Genomic DNA, 15,592 nt, shown 5'->3' with positions numbered 1-15,592 from the left:
ATGGCTACTGCTAAGCTAATCTGTGCGGTCATAGGCTTGATCGCTGTCGTGTTTTTATTGGTCAAAAAAAGAGAGACCAAAACCGTGCTCATCGGCGTGGGACTCGTACTCTGCGTCATCTGTCTAAATCCGCTCGGAGCGCTTGAGAGCTTTACGAAGTCGATGACCTCTGCGGGGCTTATCAAGGCAATTTGCGCCAGCATGGGCTTTGCTTACGTCATGAAGGTGACTAAGTGCGACCAGCACCTGGTTTTGCTACTTACGAAGCCGATGAAAAATATCGGATTTTTGCTGATTCCGGCTACTTTCGTACTGACTTATTTTATCAATATCGCGATACCGTCGGCTGCGGGCTGCTCGGCTGCGGTGGGAGCTACGATGATACCGCTTTTGATGGCTTCTGGCGTACGTCCTGCGATGGCGGGAGCTGCTGTGTTTGCGGGTACGTTTGGCGGCGTGCTAAGCCCTGGCTCTGCGCACAACATTTTCGTAACCGACATGGTAAAAAAGACCAATGAAGCCTACACCGTCCAAGACGTCATCGGCGTGCAGTTTCCAAACGCCGTCGCCGCTGGTATCGTCGTTTTGATCGTGATTAGTTTGACGGCGATTATCTTTAAAGATTATCAAAAAGGACAAGATTTCTCGCCTAAATCTACAAGCAACGCCGGCGAAGCGACGCAGACGAAGGTAAATTTGCTGTTTGCTCTAGCGCCTCTCATCCCGCTAGTTATCCTCGTCGTCGGCGGCACCGGCCTAAATAAAATCTCATGGCTAGCATGGACGAAGATGGGCGTGGCCGAGGCTATGATCCTTGGCGCTATCATCGCGGTTTTTATCACGTGGACGAGCCCGGAAAAGATCACCAAAGAGTTTTTTAACGGTATGGGTAGTGCCTACGCCGAGGTTATGGGTATCATCATCGCTGCCGGCGTTTTCGTCGCAGGTCTAAAGGCGTGCGGAGCGATCGATGCGGTCACTGAGTGGTTGAAACACTCTCAGGAGTTTGTGCGCTACGGCGGTACTTTCGTGCCGTATCTCATGGGTACGGTTACGGGCTCTGGCGACGCGGCTACTATGGCGTTTAACCAAGCTATCACCGTTCACGCCGCGGATCTGGGCTTTGCGCAGGATAAACTAGGCATGGCCGCTGCGATCTCAGGCGCTCTAGGTCGCTCGTCGTCTCCTATCGCGGGTGCAGCGATCGTGTGCGCGGGTCTAGCTATGGTTAGCCCGGTCGAGATAGCCAAGCGAACGGCTCCTGCGATGGCGATAGCCGTGTGCGTTATAGCGTTTTTTATGCTCTAAATTTAGAGTTAAATTTGATAAAGTCGGCGCTTTGCCGACTTTGCGTTTACCAGGGCGATGCTTGTCGTCCTGGCTCATGATTTGGTTTTTGCGAGAGATTTTTTACATGCAGCTTGCCGCTAAAATTTAAGGCTAAAACGGCAAATTTTCCCATTAAATTTACCGAGTCAAATTTACCGCACAAAGGCCGTAAAATTATCTTTGGATAAATTCTTTATATCGGTTGCAGGCTAGCTCCGGCTCCATATCGCACGCTTTTTTGAGGTAATTTTCGGCCGCGTTTTTATCCTCTTTGACGCCTTGTCCTTGCGCATATAGGTTGCCTAGGTTGTAGCATCCGCCGCCGTTACCCATATCGCAGGCTTTGGCGTAAAATTCGCTAGCTTTTGCGTAGTCTTGCTCGACGCCGCGCCCGTTTGCGTAGGCGAAGCCTAAATTTGAGCAGCCCGCCTCATCGCCCATATCGCAGGCCTTTGCGTAAAGCTGGGCGGCTTTTCTACCGTCCTGCGCTACGCCGTTGCCGTTGCCATATAAAAAGCCCAAATTTGAGCAGCCAGCACCGCTACCTAGCTCGCACGCCTTTGAGTAGAGCTCTGCCGCCTTTTGATAGTCCTGCGCGGCTCCTTCCCTAGCGTTATCTTATAAAACTCCAAGCTCGTAGCAGCTTGCACTGTTTCCATCGTCGCACCCCTTTTGCAGTGCGTTTATATCGGCGCCGACAGCCAAAACCAAAGCGGCGATTAGCGGTAAAAATATCTTTTTCATCAAATTTGCTCCTATTTAAATTTGCTTTCGCATTTTACGCAAAGCGAGCTTAAATTCGGGCGAGAGGGTTAAATTTGACGTAAATTTGGGCTAGCGCCGTAAAGGGACGGGTCTCGGTAGCGTAAACCGGCGATAAAGGGATGGCGGCGACTTGCAAATTTGAGAGCGAAGGCGCCCTCAAATTTGACCCGGTTTATTTCTCTGCTATGATTTTTACGATCTCGCAGATGACGTTGCTGGCCGCTCGTAGCGATTTTACCGGCAGGTACTCGTAGATGGAGTGAAAGTTGTGCGCGCCGGTAAAGAGATTCGGACACGGTACGCCTTTTTCCGAGATGACCGCGCCGTCGTATCCGCCTCGCATTGGGATCACTTTTGGCTCGATATTTAGGCGTGCGTAGGCTTGCTTTGCCGCGACGACTGGTAGGCTGTTTTCGCCGTCCTCGAGGTAATTAAATACGTTTTTGTAGCGGTCTTTTAGGCTGATTTGAATTCTGTGTGCGCCGTAAATTTTAGCAAACGAGTCGGCTAGATCTTGTAAAAACGCCATGCGCTGCGCATATTTCGCCTCGTTAAATTCGCGAACATCGAGCTTTAGCACGGTCTTTGCGCTGTTGCCAGATAGCTCCTTGACCCAGTAGTAGCCCTCGACGCCGCCCGTATACTCGGGCGCTTCGCCGCCCGGCAGCATCGAGATAAATTTGTGCACAAGCAGCAATGAGTTTACGAGCTTGCCCTTGGCGTTCATCGGGTGCGCGGACTGTCCGATAAAGGTCACGACCGCGTCGCCGGCGTTCCAGTTTTGGTAAATCAGCTCGCCTATTCCGCAGCAATCAAGGCAGTAGGCAAAGTCGGCCTTGATCTCCGAGACGTCAAGCGCCTTGGCTCCGCGCAGGCCTTGTTCCTCGTCGGGCAAAAAGCCAAACGTTACGTCGCCGTGCTCGATTTGCGGGTTTTGTATGAAAAACTGCGCTGCGTTTACGATGGCGGCGATCGCGGCCTTGTCGTCCGCGCCTAGCAGGCTGGTGCCGTCGGTCACGACGAGGTCGTCTCCGACGTAATTAGCAAGCTCCGGGAATTCGCTAAGTTTCAGCGCTATGCCTAGCCCTTTATTTAGTATGACGTCGCCGCCCTCGTAGCGCACGATTTGCACTTTTGTGTCGTTTTTTTGCTCCGCACTAGTATCAAGGTGTGCGAAAAACGCCACGGACGGCAGTTTTTTAGAGGAATTTGACGGCAAAACGGCCGTAGTTATGGCGTTTTCTCGTCTTTTTATATTTTGCAAGCCAAGCTCCTTTAGCTCGCTTTCTATCAGCTTTGCCAGATCGTGCTCGGTTGGATTAGATGGCATGATGCCCGCTGCGCCCGCTTCGCGGTTTGTGGTGGTGTTGATCTTCGTATAGCGTAAAAATCTCTCGACTATGTCCATGTTCGCTCCTAAATTTGAGATAAAATTTATGAAATTATACTATCTTTTAATTAAGCTTAAAATAAAGTTTTAATATTTTTCAGCAAGTTTAAAATTTAATCGGTATAATTCGCAAACTAAATTTAAAGGAGCAAAAATGCGAAATTTACGTTACGTAAGCGATTTTTCGGACTTTCACCAGGTTTTTTCGGCGACGCTGGGCAAGATGGCTGCGGTGCAAGGTAGATTTGCTGATATCGTCGGCAACCTTGAGTGGAACGTGGATTTTGACAGCTGCGAGATAGCTTTCGGCGATCAAATTTACAAGATACAGTTTATCGGCAGCGAGTCAAACGTGAGCGACACGTGGCTGTGGGGACACGCGAACGTAAATAACTTCGGCGAGGAGGCGACGCGGTTTTCGGCGGAGGTGCTGCGCGCAGGGCTGGAGTGGGGCTTGCAGGCTTTTAGCGAGCCTAGCTTTGAGCTTGATGAGGCATTTAACGGCCATACGCTTTGCATCGCCGCGTGCGGCGCGGTGGGCGAAAATTTATGCTACTACGGCTGCAGGCACGATAAGGGCTGCGCGTTTGTAGCGATCACCGATGCACCGGCATCGTTTTTTGAGCCTCTTGGCGCGCACGAGTTTGTTAAAACCGCAAGCGGTTGCATACAAAATCACGACGTAGATCATAAAATTTTTATCAAAAGCTTTTTGGAATTTAACGGAGTAAAATTTGATGAAAATATCGAAAAAGGCGGATTTTTTAAAAAAGCCAAAGACGAAATCGTAGCCAAATTTGACAAAGAGCTTTTGATCAAATTTGACGATAAGGGTAGGATTTCGGGATTTAAGTACGAATTTTAAATTTGAGTAGTTTGAAAAAAGAGGCGATGAGCTAAAAGCCCACCGCCTTAGATTTACGAATGGAAGTGAAACTCGTCCGGGTGATCGAGCGCGTAGCGGAATTTCTCCATATCTACTTTTTTATCCCAGATCGAGATGATTAGGCAGCCTACGGCGTTGCCGCAGAGGTTTCCGACCGCGCGCATCTCGGACATAAATTTATCCACGCCAAGCAGCACCGCAACTGTAACCACCGGAATACCGGCGCTTGGAAGCGCGGCAAGCGTACCGGCAAGTATGATAAATCCGGAGCCCGTGACGCCGACCGCACCCTTGCTCGTTACCATCAAGATGACGAGAATTTGTATCAAATGCTCGACCGTTAGTGGGATACCGAAGGCTTGAGCGAGGAAAATAACGCTAAGCGATAGGTAGATGTTCGTGCAGTCGAGGTTAAACGAGTATCCAGTCGGTATGATGAGCCCTACTGCACCCCTGTGGATGCCTGCTGCTTCGAGCTTTTGCATGAGCGGAGCTAGCGCGGTCTCTGAGGAGCTCGTCGCAAATACGATCAGGACTTCTTTTGCGATGAAGCGCATAAATTTAAAGATATTGACCTTCGCAAAATAGCAAATTATACCCAGAACGACGAATATAAAAAATAAGCTTGCAATCGCCATAACAAAAAGTAGCTCAAGCATACCCAAAAGCGAGTTAATGCCGAATTTACCGATCAAAAATGCCATCGCGGAAAACACCGCAACCGGGCTAAATAGCATCAAAATCGTAAGCAGTTTTAGCACCCAGTGCTGAACGATTTCAAGCGGTTTTAGGATCTTCTTTTTATAGTCGTGCTTTAAAAACGAGATCGCAACAGCCGTAACGATTGCCAAAAATAGCACTTGAAGCGTGTTTGATTTGATAAACGGATCAAGTAGATGCACGTAAGGGAAGATACCGTCAACCGGTACAGCGCCGCGTAAAATATGAAGCGTATGCGCTAAAATTCCGCTATTTGCGTCTATATTTGAGGCTTGGCTCGTAAATTTTTCTACGCTAGAGGCATCAAGCTGTGTATAGTCAAGGTGCATATCGTGACCCGGTTTTAGCGTTTCGCCAAAGATTATTCCCACGGCAAGAGCTATGGTGCTAACGACCTCAAAGTAAATAAATCCTTTAAGTCCGATAGAGCCCAGTTCCTTCATACTCTCAAGTCCGATTATACCTGAGACGATCGTGAGGAAAATGATCGGTCCAATGAGCGCTTTTAAGGCTTTGATAAAGTAGTCAATGCCCGGCTTGCTCGCGATGCCTAGATCCGGGAAGATCATGCCGACCGCGATGCCCGCGACGATGCCGAAAACCACCCAAAACGCTAGGTTGGTAAACATTCTAATAAGAAAAGGTTTTTGCGGTTTTGCCGCGTTTGAAACGCTTGGGTTCAAGAGGTGTCCTTTAAAAATTATTAAAAAGCTATTTTAACAAATAAATTTATATAAAAAGATAAAATCGCGGCGATTTTTGGTCAAATTTTACCCGCCGGCGCAAATTTCATCAAATTTTACAAACTCTCTAAAATTTCGATCGAGTTTATCTTGTCGCCTTGTCTGACGCTATCTAGCGTCTTTAGGCTCTGCTCATCCACGATCTGGCCAAACACCGTATGTACGCCGTCAAGGTGCGGCTGCGCGCTGTGGCAGACGAAAAACTGACTGCCGCCCGTATCGCGACCTGCATGCGCCATGGATAGGGCTCCTCGTTTATGCTTGTGTTTTTGGCCTACGCACTCGCATTTTATGCGCCAGCCCGGCCCTCCTATACCCGTACCGTGCGGGCAGCCGCCCTGGATCACGAAATTTGGGATCACGCGGTGGAAATTTAATCCGTCGTAAAAGCCGCTTTTAGCTAGCTGGGCAAAATTCGTCACCGCTTGCGGCGCTTCGTCGCCGTAAAGCTCGAGCTTCATATCGCCTTTTTCGGTGTGGATTACGGCAAATTTGAGCTTAGCAAGCTCGGCTGCGTCGATGTCGTAGATTTTTAGTTCGTCGTTTCTCATTTTATTCCTTAAATTTATTCGATATTTGTATAAACCGCTTGCACGTCGTCGTCGTCTTCGAGCTTGTCGAGCAGCTTTTCTACCTCGCTCATTTGCTCTTCATTTAGACTTATCGGCGAGTTTGCGATGTATTGTAGGCTTGCTTTTTTAGCCTCTAGGCCCAGTTTTTCGATGCCTTCGCTAAGAGTTCCGAAGCTCGCGTAATCGCCGTAGATATAGAGCACGCCGTCTTCTTCCTCGATTTCGGTTAGACCAAAGTCGATGAGCTCTAGCTCGATCTCGTCAAGCTCTTTTGCCGGCATATCAAGCTCAAAAACGCTCTTTCTCGTAAACATGAAATTTAAGCTTCCGCTAGGTAAAATTTCGCCGCCGTTTTTGCTAAATATCGCCTTGACGTTAGCGACCGTTCGAGTCGGGTTATCGGTGGCACACTCGACGATGATCTGCACGCCGTGAGCGCCCTTGCCGTCGTAAAAGATGGTCTTGATATCCGCGCTATCTTTGCCGTTAGCGCGTTTTATCGCCGCGTCGATGTTGTCTTTTGGCATATTTTGCGCCTTGGCTGCGGCTATCGCGGCGCGAAGTTTCGGGTTCATATCAGGTTCGGTGCCGCCCTCTTTAGCCGCCACGGTTATGGCTTTGGCGAGTTTTGGAAAAACCTTGCTCATCTTGTCCCAGCGCGCTTCCTTCGCGGCGCGCCTATATTCAAACGCTCGTCCCATTTCGTTCCTTTAAAAATTTTTGCCCAATTATATCTAAAAAAATTTTGCATTTTTTTAAAAACGAGAGGTTTTGAGCGTATTAGCAAAAAATTTAGCTTTAAGTCCTATAATCCTCGTATGATTTTAAATGCCCAAAAAGACGACGCCGCGCGCTGCATAGAGCTGTTAAATTTAGCCATGGAGGACATCGCTTTTACGCTTAGCGGCGTGAGCGATCCCGCTAAGAGCGATAAAATTTTGCATAAATTTTTTAGAAGCGAGATAAACCGCCTAAGCTACAACAACGTTTTTGTTTGCAAATTTGACGGCGAGATCGCGGGGGCGATTTGCGCTTACGACGGAGGCGAGATCGATGCGCTAGATGGGCCCATCAGGGCGCATTTACAGATGCTTGGGTGCGGTAAATTTCCGCAGACAGAGTGCTTTGCGGATGAGCTATATATCGATAGTCTCGCAGTGGACGAGAGGTTTCGCGGACGAGGTATCGCAAAAGAGCTGATCAAATTTATCTTTGCTCTCGCGCCTAAACGAAATATCAAAAAAGTAGCCCTCATCGTTGATGAAAAAAAGCCAAAAACTATGGCTTTTTACGAGCGCTTGGGCTTTAAAGCCGACTGCGAAATGATCATAAATTCTCACAAATACTACCATATGATAAAGGAGATAGGATGACTAAATTTAAGGTTGCTAATATCCACTGCGAAAACTGCGCAAACACCATAAAAAACGCTCTTGAGGACGAATACGGCGAGATAAAGGTCGATCTTGGCGTAGAACCAAGGGTCGTGAGCGTAAATTTAGACGGCAAGGACGAGGCGAAATTTAAAGAGGAGCTCGATGATTTGGGATTTAGCGTCATAGAGAAAATTTGATGCAAAATATCAAACTAAACATCGCGGGCATGACCTGCGTAAACTGCTCAAACGCCATCGAGCGCGTAACCAAAAAGATCGCGGGCGTACTAGACGCGAAGGTCAGCTTCGCAAACGGCTCGGGCGAATTTATCGTCGAAAACGCCGAAGTACAAGCCGCGATAGAGGAAAAGATAAAAAAACTAGGCTATGGCGTGGCAAAGGATTTGGCGGAATTTGAAGCCAAGCGCGAGAAACATATCTTAAATTTACGCCGAAATTTCCTAGCCGCCGCAGCCTTTAGCGCGGTGATCATGGCACTTGAGATGAGCGAGCAGCCAAGCGCGGCAAAATCAGCCATCATGCTAGCGCTTGCCTTTATCACGATAGCTACGTGCGGGCGGGACTTTTTTATCCACGCTTACGGCGCGCTGAAAAATAAAAATTTCGACATGAATGTACTCGTCGCGCTGGGAACAAGCACGGCGTTTGCGTATTCGCTGGGCGTTTTTATCGCGGGCGAGCGCCTGCCTGAAAACATGCGCCACCTCTACGTCTCGGGCGCAGCCATGATAACGGCTTTCGTGCTGCTTGGTAAATTTTTAGAAGAGCGCTCAAAAGCTCGCGCAGGCGATTATATAAAATCGCTCATGGATATGTCGCCAAAGACCGCTCTCGTACTACAAAAAGACGGTAGCGCGCTAGAAGTCGACGCCGCGAGCCTAAAAATAGGCGATATCGCGGTCGTAAAGAGCGGCTACGCGGTACCTTGCGACGGGGTCGTGATAAACGGCGGCGCGGAGATCGACACCTCGATGCTAACGGGTGAGAGCCTGCCCGTCTATAAAAGGCAAGGCGACGAGGTTAACGCGGGAACTATAAACGTCAACGGCTACATAAACGTAAAGGTTACAAAGCTTGCTAGCCAGACGCTTTTGTCGCAAATTTTAGAGCTTTTAAGCGATGCGTCGAGCAAAAAGATGCCTATTAGCCGCTTTGCCGACCGCGTGGCAAATATCTTCGTGCCTAGCGTGATAGCTATCGCCGTCGTTACGTTTTTTGCGTGGTTTGCGATTACGGGAAATGCGCTGCAAGGCGTGCTAAGTGCGGTTTGCGTGCTGATTATCTCGTGTCCTTGCGCGCTAGGGCTTGCTACTCCGATAGCTATCGTCTCCTCGCTATCTCTGGGCGCTAAAAACGGAATCCTCATCAAAAATCCCGAGGTTTTAGAGGTGCTTGGCAACGTAAAATACGCGGTATTTGATAAAACGGGCACGCTAACCAAGGGCGAAATTTCAGTAAATTTTACCGATATAAACGATGAAAATTTAGCCATAATCGCCGCTCTAGAAGCCAAAAGCTCGCATCCGATATCGGCTGCGATCGTTAGATACGCAAGCGAGCTGGGGCTTAAAATTTTAGGCGACGAAAAGGGCTTTGAAAATATCGCGGGACGCGGCGTAAAGAGCGACGATGATAGCGTGATAGCAGGCAACGAGGCTCTTTTAAACGAGCTTGGCGTAGAAATAAGCGCGCAGGCTAAAGAGCAAATCGCCAAAGCGCAAAACGAAGGAAACGGCGTGGTACTCGCGGCCGTGGATAAAATTTACGTTGGATTTATTGCGCTTAGCGACACTATAAAAGAGGATGCCGCGCAGGCTATGCAAAGCCTAAAAGATGCCGGCGTAACGCCCGTAATGCTAACCGGAGATAACGCCTTCACCGCTAAAAACGTGGCTGGCAAGTTGGGCATCGAAAAGGTCTTTGCTGGCATGCTGCCTAATGAAAAATTTGAAACCATAAAACGTCTGCAAGAAGAGGGTGCGGTGCTGTTTGTGGGCGACGGTATCAACGACGCCGCCCCGCTAAAACAAGCAAATGCGGGTATCGCGATGAGTAGCGGCGCAGACATCGCAAAAGAGGCCGGCGACGTAGTGCTAGTAAAAAATGACCTAAAAAGCGCGGTTTCTACGATAAATTTAGCCAAAGAAACGATGAAAACGATAAAGCAAAATTTATTTTGGGCGTTTGTTTATAACGCCGTTTGCATCCCGGTTGCAGCGGGAGTTTTGGCACCTTTGGGGCTCATGCTAACGCCTGTTTATGGGGCTGCGGCGATGTGTTTTAGCTCGGTCACGGTCGTGTTAAATTCGATCAGATTACGATTTAAGCAAATCTAAAATTTAGCCTAAATTTTGTAAAATCCCGCAAAAAACATAAAGGAAAACGATGAATTTGGGTAAATTTTACGCCGTGATCGCAAGGATATTTGCGTTAAATTTCGCTCTGCCGCCGAGCGCGAAGCTTTTTAGCGAGCTAAATAAAAATCCGAAATGGATAATAACAAACGATAGCGAAGCAAACGCCAAAGGGCGCGCGCTATACGAGGAGTCGATAAAAACTGAAAGCACCCTAGAGATCGCAAAGGACTTCGCAAATTTGAAAAAATATTTTAACGCGGAGTTTTTTTTCGAGGGCGATAAAGCGCGGCTAGAGGGCTTTTATAAAAAGTGCAAATTTAGCCCAAATTTAAACGTCAGCGCGCTTGATAGCCTAACGAACGAGCTTTCGTTTTTCTCCTCCGTCGTCGAGCTAAAACAAGACGAACAGACGAAGGAAATTTTGGGCGTTTTGCTAAGCTCGTATCTGCTACCGTACGCAAAAAAGCTGGCCCCCGTCCTGCAAAACGAAGCAAAAAGTAAATTTTACCGCGCTATGGGTTATCTTTTCGAGGATTTTGCGAGCGGTATCGAAAATACGCTAAAAGTCAAAGTCGTACCTAGATGAGTTGGTGGAACGACTTTTATATAAATTTTGATCCCGTTGCGTTTGAGCTGTTTGGCATCAAGGTGCACTGGTATGGGATAATGTACGTCCTGGCGCTACTCGTGGCGCTCGGGGTGGCTAAATTTATCGTCAAGCGCGATAATATGCAAATCTCAAATTCGCTGCTTGATAACTATTTCTTTTGGGTGGAAATCGGCGTGATACTGGGCGCGAGGCTTGGCTACATCGTCATTTACGATCCAAATACCGCTTATTATCTCACTCACCCTTGGCAGATTTTTAACCCCTTTCACAACGGCGAATTCGTCGGTATCCGCGGCATGAGCTATCACGGCGCTGTGGTCGGGTTTTTGATAGCGACATGGGCCTTTTGCCGTAAATTTAAGCAAAATTTGTGGCAACTTTTGGACCTCGTCGCGCTTAGTATTCCGCTTGGATATTTTTTCGGTCGCATAGGAAATTTTTTAAATCAAGAGCTTTTCGGTCGTATCACGGACGTCTCATGGGCGATCAACGTCGCGGGACAGATGCGCCATCCATCGCAAATTTATGAAGCCATTTTAGAAGGGCTTGCGGTTTTTGCTATCCTTTTTGTTTATAGAAAATTTAAAAAATTTGACGGCGAACTCATCGCTCTTTATGCCATACTTTATACCTTTGCAAGATTTGTCTGCGAGTTCTTTAGGGAGCCTGATTTCGGTATCGGCTTTGTATTTTTAAATTTATCTATGGGGCAGATACTATCCTTTTTAATGTTTGCGTGCGGCATTTTCCTTTATATTATCTTAAATAAAAAATATACAAAATTTTAAAAGGTTTTTAAAGTAATTTACGATACTATTACGCCGTTTTTATAGTGTCGTAATTTAATTTTCTTTTAAGTTATGATAATTTATTTCAATTTTATAGGAGGGCTCATGAGTGGGCTAATCGAGGGCTTCTTAGGTAGGCAAGCGGATACGAAAAAAAGTCGTACTCCTGCCGTTTGGGACAGATGGCAAAGTATAACGGGACTGATTTTGGCCTGTTTTATTTTGTGTCACATGGTATTTACCTCTACCATTTTATTCGGCAAGGGCGCATTTAACGCCGTTGTAGGTTTTGCGGAGGCTAAATTTTTATTCGGCGAGGCTACGTGGTGGATCACTAACGTTATCGCTGCGGTAATATTTGCCGTTTTTATCGCTCACGCGTTTTTAGCGATGAGGAAATTCCCTGCAAACTACAGACAATACATTATGTTTAAAGGTCATAAAGACCGTATGAAACACCTTGATACTACGCTTTGGTGGTTTCAGTTTTTAACCGGTTTTGCTCTATTTTTCGCAGCCAGCGCGCACCTAGTCGATATAATATTTGGCGGACACATCACTGCCGATAAATCAGCGGCTGCATTTCATCAACTAGAAATTTTCTACTTCGCTTTACTTGTATTTATGGTTGTTCACGCCGGCGTGGGAATGTACCGCCTATACGTAAAATGGATAAGCATCGACGGAGTAAACAAACAAGAGATGTTCGCAAAAAGAAATAAAGCCAAAACTGCGATATTTGCGGTTTTTGGAGTGCTCGCGGTCATCGCGCTGATCGCTGATTTCGTGTGGATCAGTCTTTAGAAAAAGGAGCTTTAAAAAATGAACGTAAAATATTATGACGCATTAGTTATCGGAGGCGGTCTAGCGGGGCTTCGAGCTGCCGTTGCCGCTGGAGAAAGGGGGCTAAGTACGGTAGTTTTAAGCCTAATCCCAGTTAAGCGCTCGCACTCTGCAGCTGCGCAAGGCGGCATGCAAGCCTCTTTGGGAAATTCAAAAATGAGCGAAGGCGACAACGAGGATGTGCATTTTGCCGACACGGTAAAAGGTAGCGACTGGGGCTGTGATCAGCAAGTTGCACGTATGTTTTGTCAAACCGCGCCTAAGGCGATCCGCGAGCTAGCCGCTTGGGGCGTGCCTTGGACTCGTATAACAAAAGGCGAAAGAAGCGCTATCATCAACGCTCAAAAAACGACTATCGTAGAAAAAGAAGAGGTCCATGGACTTATTCACAGCCGTGACTTTGGCGGTACAAAAAAATGGAGAACCTGCTTTACGGCGGATGCTACGGGTCACACGATGCTTTTTGCCGTAGCAAACGAAGCTCTAAAACATAACGTCGAAATCCACGATAGAAAAGAAGCTATCGCATTAATCCACGCAAATAACCGCTGTTACGGTGCGATCGTTCGCGATCTGGTTAACGGCGAGATCACGGCGTACGTCGCAAAAGGCACGCTAATCGCTACGGGCGGCTACGGAAGGGTTTATAAACACACTACAAACGCCGTAGTTTGCGAGGGTATCGGCGCTGCTATTGCTCTTGAGACGGGCGTTGCACAACTGGGAAATATGGAAGCGGTGCAGTTTCACCCGACTCCGATCGTTCCATCTGGCATTCTTTTAACAGAAGGCTGCCGCGGCGACGGCGGAATTTTACGCGACGTGGACGGATATCGCTTTATGCCTGACTACGAACCTGAGAAAAAAGAACTAGCTAGCCGCGACGTCGTAAGCCGCCGCATCATGGAGCACATCCGCGCAGGTAAAGGTGTGCCTAGCCCATACGGATATCACGTTTGGCTAGATATCTCAATCCTAGGACGCGAGCACATCGAGAAAAACTTGCGCGACGTTCAAGAAATTTGCGAAATCTTTAACGGCATCGATCCTGCCGATACCGAAGTATATACCGACGAGAACGGACGTCAGCGCGGTAAAGGCTGGGCGCCGATCCTACCTATGCAGCACTACTCTATGGGCGGCATCAAAACTAAGCCTACAGGCGAGAGTCCGACGCTAGCGGGTTTATTTAGTGCTGGCGAGGCTGCATGCTGGGATATGCACGGATTTAACCGTCTAGGCGGCAACTCCGTTTCAGAAACTGTCGTCGCGGGCATGATCGTGGGAGATTATTTTGCCGACTACTGCGGTAAACACGAGATCGAGATAAATACTAACGACATCGAAAAATTCGTTAAAAAAGAGGAAGACTATCTAAAGAGCCTTGTCGAAAAAGAAGGCAAATTTAACGTATTTGAGATCAAAAACAAGATGAAAGACATCATGTGGGAGCACGTAGCGATCTTTAGAACCGGCGAAGGTCTAGCCGTAGCGGTAAAAGAGCTAGAAGAGCTTTATAAACAATCTTTAGACGTTAAAGTCGCAAACAAGGCGCCATTTGGCAACCCTGAGCTTGAGGAAGCCTACCGCGTACCGAAGATGCTAAAACTAGCACTTTGTATCGCAAAAGGCGCGCTTGATCGCACCGAGAGCCGCGGAGCGCACTGCCGCGAGGACTATCCGAAACGCGACGACCTAAACTGGCTAAACAGAACTCTAACTAGCTGGAAAGAGGGCGATACGCTACCGACTATCGTGTATGAGCCGCTTGATATTATGAAAATGGAAATTCCGCCGGCATTCCGCGGATACGGAGCTAAGGGTAACATCATAGAGCACCCGGACAGCGCCGTACGTCAAGCGCAGGTCGATGAGATCCGCGCCAAAATGGAAGCCGAAGGCAAAGGCAGATACGAGATCCAAGAAGCGCTAATGCACTATGATCTTCAGCCTAAATATAAAGCACCAAACGAAAGAGCAGGAATAGGATATGAGTAGAAAAATAACCATAAAAGCATTTAAATATAATCCGTTGAGCAAAATTTCAAAGCCGCATTTTGCGAGCTACGAGCTAGAGGAAACAGACGGTATGACGCTTTTTATAGCGTTAAATCAAATTCGCGAGAAATTTGACCCGGATCTTAGCTTTGACTTCGTTTGCCGCGCCGGTATCTGCGGAAGCTGCGGTATGCTAGTTAACGGTACGCCAAAGCTAGCTTGCCGTACGCTAACCAAAGACTATCCAGGCGGCGTGATCGAGCTTATGCCTTTGCCGGTGTTTAAGCTACTAAAAGACCTAAGCGTAGACACGGGCAACTGGATGAACGCGATGAGTAAGCGCGTGGAGAGCTGGATACACACCGACCACGAGACCGATATCTCTAAGCTTGAGGAAAAAGTCGAGCCTGAAGTCGCACAAGAGGTGTTCGAGCTTGATCGCTGCATCGAGTGCGGTATCTGTGTAGCTGCGTGCGGTACGGCTATTATGAGGCCTGATTTCATCGGTGCTGTTGGACTTAACCGCGTAGCTAGATTTAAAATCGACGCACTAGATAAACGAACCGACGAGGACTTTTATGAGCTTATCGGCGATGATGACGGCGTGTTTGGCTGTATGACTTTGTTAGGTTGCGAGGATAACTGCCCTAAACACCTCCCGTTACAAAGCAGGATAGCGTATATGCGCAGAAAGATGGCTGTAATAAAGTAGACAAGGGGTCGTAAGACCCCTTTTTAAATTTAACTTCAAATTTTACTCTACTTTTTCTCAAATTTGATCGTCGAATTTACCTTTTTTAACTAGGTTAAATTTATCCAAATTTTTATGATACTTAATTTGTTAAATTTTTCAAAATATGCGGATATACGAAAATATCCAATTTTGCATTAATCTAAATTTGATTACGGCATCTTTGATTTCTTGTTTAAATTTAAAAGATGGGTTGCTTGCAGTAAATTCAGCAATAGCTTTGTTTTTATGTTATTTTGAGTTAGTCATGCATGCTTAAGTGCGCGTCAAATATTATAATGAAAACAAGAGAGGTTTTAAGGCTCATATTTTTTGGAATATTGTGACAGTAATTGATGGTGCATAAAAATGATAGATGGTGGAAGCGAGGTTGTTCGATATTTGGCTTTAAATATCGTATTTACGGCATTTCTCTAGAAAATAAAGCCCATTTTTACACACTTA

16 protein-coding genes and 1 pseudogene are annotated in these 15,592 nt (G+C 47.3%); 10 read left to right on the top strand and 7 right to left on the bottom strand.

The window, feature by feature from the left end; translation table 11 throughout:
- The gene (dcuC, locus tag CSHOW_RS07455; RefSeq protein ID WP_002949790.1) at nucleotides 1-1,308 is read left to right on the top strand and encodes a C4-dicarboxylate transporter DcuC; all 1,308 of its coding nucleotides are present in this window, start codon (nucleotides 1-3) and stop codon (nucleotides 1,306-1,308) included.
- Between the two features lie 195 nt (nucleotides 1,309-1,503).
- Here dcuC and CSHOW_RS07450 read toward each other — a convergent pair whose 3' ends face one another.
- The 4 genes and pseudogenes from CSHOW_RS07450 to pepT all read right to left on the bottom strand — a co-directional run bounded on the left by CSHOW_RS07450 (nucleotide 1,504) and on the right by pepT (nucleotide 3,502).
- A complete protein-coding gene (locus tag CSHOW_RS07450) occupies nucleotides 1,504-1,851 on the bottom strand; it encodes a tetratricopeptide repeat protein (protein ID WP_002949787.1) in 348 nt (115 codons plus the stop codon).
- A gap of 21 nt (nucleotides 1,852-1,872) precedes the next feature.
- Nucleotides 1,873-1,929 (bottom strand): annotated as a pseudogene (locus CSHOW_RS10670) (tetratricopeptide repeat protein); the annotation flags it as partial.
- An 18-nt stretch (nucleotides 1,930-1,947) separates the two neighbouring features.
- Nucleotides 1,948-2,073, bottom strand: a complete 126-nt coding sequence (locus CSHOW_RS10560) for a hypothetical protein (protein WP_002949786.1) — start codon at nucleotides 2,071-2,073, stop codon at nucleotides 1,948-1,950.
- Between the two features lie 193 nt (nucleotides 2,074-2,266).
- On the bottom strand, nucleotides 2,267-3,502 hold the full coding sequence (gene pepT / locus CSHOW_RS07445; protein ID WP_002949783.1) for a peptidase T: 1,236 nt from the start codon (nucleotides 3,500-3,502) through the stop codon (nucleotides 2,267-2,269).
- A gap of 136 nt (nucleotides 3,503-3,638) precedes the next feature.
- On the opposite strand from pepT, the gene CSHOW_RS07440 reads away from it, so the two are divergent.
- Nucleotides 3,639-4,349: a DUF6882 domain-containing protein gene (locus tag CSHOW_RS07440; protein WP_002949781.1), complete on the top strand. Its 711-nt coding sequence runs from the start codon at nucleotides 3,639-3,641 to the stop codon at nucleotides 4,347-4,349.
- Between the two features lie 53 nt (nucleotides 4,350-4,402).
- Here the strand turns inward: CSHOW_RS07440 and CSHOW_RS07435 are convergent, their stop codons facing one another.
- From CSHOW_RS07435 to CSHOW_RS07425, 3 genes are all read right to left on the bottom strand, one after another.
- Entirely contained in the window at nucleotides 4,403-5,773 is a 1,371-nt protein-coding gene (locus CSHOW_RS07435; RefSeq protein WP_002949779.1) for a cation:dicarboxylate symporter family transporter, read from the bottom strand.
- A gap of 116 nt (nucleotides 5,774-5,889) precedes the next feature.
- Entirely contained in the window at nucleotides 5,890-6,384 is a 495-nt protein-coding gene (locus tag CSHOW_RS07430; protein WP_002949776.1) for a peptidylprolyl isomerase, read from the bottom strand.
- A gap of 14 nt (nucleotides 6,385-6,398) precedes the next feature.
- Complete coding sequence (locus CSHOW_RS07425; RefSeq protein ID WP_002949774.1) at nucleotides 6,399-7,106, bottom strand: YebC/PmpR family DNA-binding transcriptional regulator; 708 nt, start codon at nucleotides 7,104-7,106, stop codon at nucleotides 6,399-6,401.
- A 117-nt stretch (nucleotides 7,107-7,223) separates the two neighbouring features.
- Here CSHOW_RS07425 and CSHOW_RS07420 point away from each other — a divergent pair, with 117 nt between their 5' ends.
- The 8 genes from CSHOW_RS07420 (at nucleotide 7,224) to CSHOW_RS07385 (ending at nucleotide 15,109) form a co-directional block, all read left to right on the top strand.
- On the top strand, nucleotides 7,224-7,778 hold the full coding sequence (locus tag CSHOW_RS07420) for a GNAT family N-acetyltransferase (RefSeq protein WP_002949772.1): 555 nt from the start codon (nucleotides 7,224-7,226) through the stop codon (nucleotides 7,776-7,778).
- A complete protein-coding gene (locus CSHOW_RS07415; protein ID WP_002949769.1) occupies nucleotides 7,775-7,978 on the top strand; it encodes a heavy-metal-associated domain-containing protein in 204 nt (67 codons plus the stop codon). Before CSHOW_RS07420 ends, CSHOW_RS07415 begins: the two co-directional genes overlap by 4 nt.
- Nucleotides 7,978-10,137, top strand: a complete 2,160-nt coding sequence (locus tag CSHOW_RS07410; RefSeq protein WP_002949768.1) for a heavy metal translocating P-type ATPase — start codon at nucleotides 7,978-7,980, stop codon at nucleotides 10,135-10,137. The genes CSHOW_RS07415 and CSHOW_RS07410 overlap by 1 nt, the downstream gene beginning before the upstream one ends.
- Before the next feature lie 49 nt (nucleotides 10,138-10,186).
- The gene (locus CSHOW_RS07405) at nucleotides 10,187-10,744 is read left to right on the top strand and encodes a hypothetical protein (RefSeq protein WP_002949759.1); all 558 of its coding nucleotides are present in this window, start codon (nucleotides 10,187-10,189) and stop codon (nucleotides 10,742-10,744) included.
- A complete protein-coding gene (lgt, locus tag CSHOW_RS07400) occupies nucleotides 10,741-11,556 on the top strand; it encodes a prolipoprotein diacylglyceryl transferase (protein ID WP_002949758.1) in 816 nt (271 codons plus the stop codon). The genes CSHOW_RS07405 and lgt overlap by 4 nt, the downstream gene beginning before the upstream one ends.
- A gap of 105 nt (nucleotides 11,557-11,661) precedes the next feature.
- On the top strand, nucleotides 11,662-12,360 hold the full coding sequence (locus CSHOW_RS07395; RefSeq protein ID WP_002949757.1) for a fumarate reductase cytochrome b subunit: 699 nt from the start codon (nucleotides 11,662-11,664) through the stop codon (nucleotides 12,358-12,360).
- Nucleotides 12,361-12,378: 18 nt separating this feature from the next.
- Nucleotides 12,379-14,397, top strand: a complete 2,019-nt coding sequence (locus CSHOW_RS07390) for a fumarate reductase flavoprotein subunit (protein WP_002949756.1) — start codon at nucleotides 12,379-12,381, stop codon at nucleotides 14,395-14,397.
- Nucleotides 14,390-15,109: a fumarate reductase iron-sulfur subunit gene (locus tag CSHOW_RS07385; RefSeq protein WP_002949755.1), complete on the top strand. Its 720-nt coding sequence runs from the start codon at nucleotides 14,390-14,392 to the stop codon at nucleotides 15,107-15,109. The genes CSHOW_RS07390 and CSHOW_RS07385 overlap by 8 nt, the downstream gene beginning before the upstream one ends.
- Nucleotides 15,110-15,592: the final 483 nt, after the last annotated feature.

It is taken from the genome of Campylobacter showae, from assembly GCF_004803815.1.
GTDB lineage: Bacteria > Campylobacterota > Campylobacteria > Campylobacterales > Campylobacteraceae > Campylobacter_A > Campylobacter_A showae.
The sequence above is the reverse complement of the archived record's forward strand: the minus strand, read 5'-3'. Positions and strand labels throughout refer to the sequence as shown.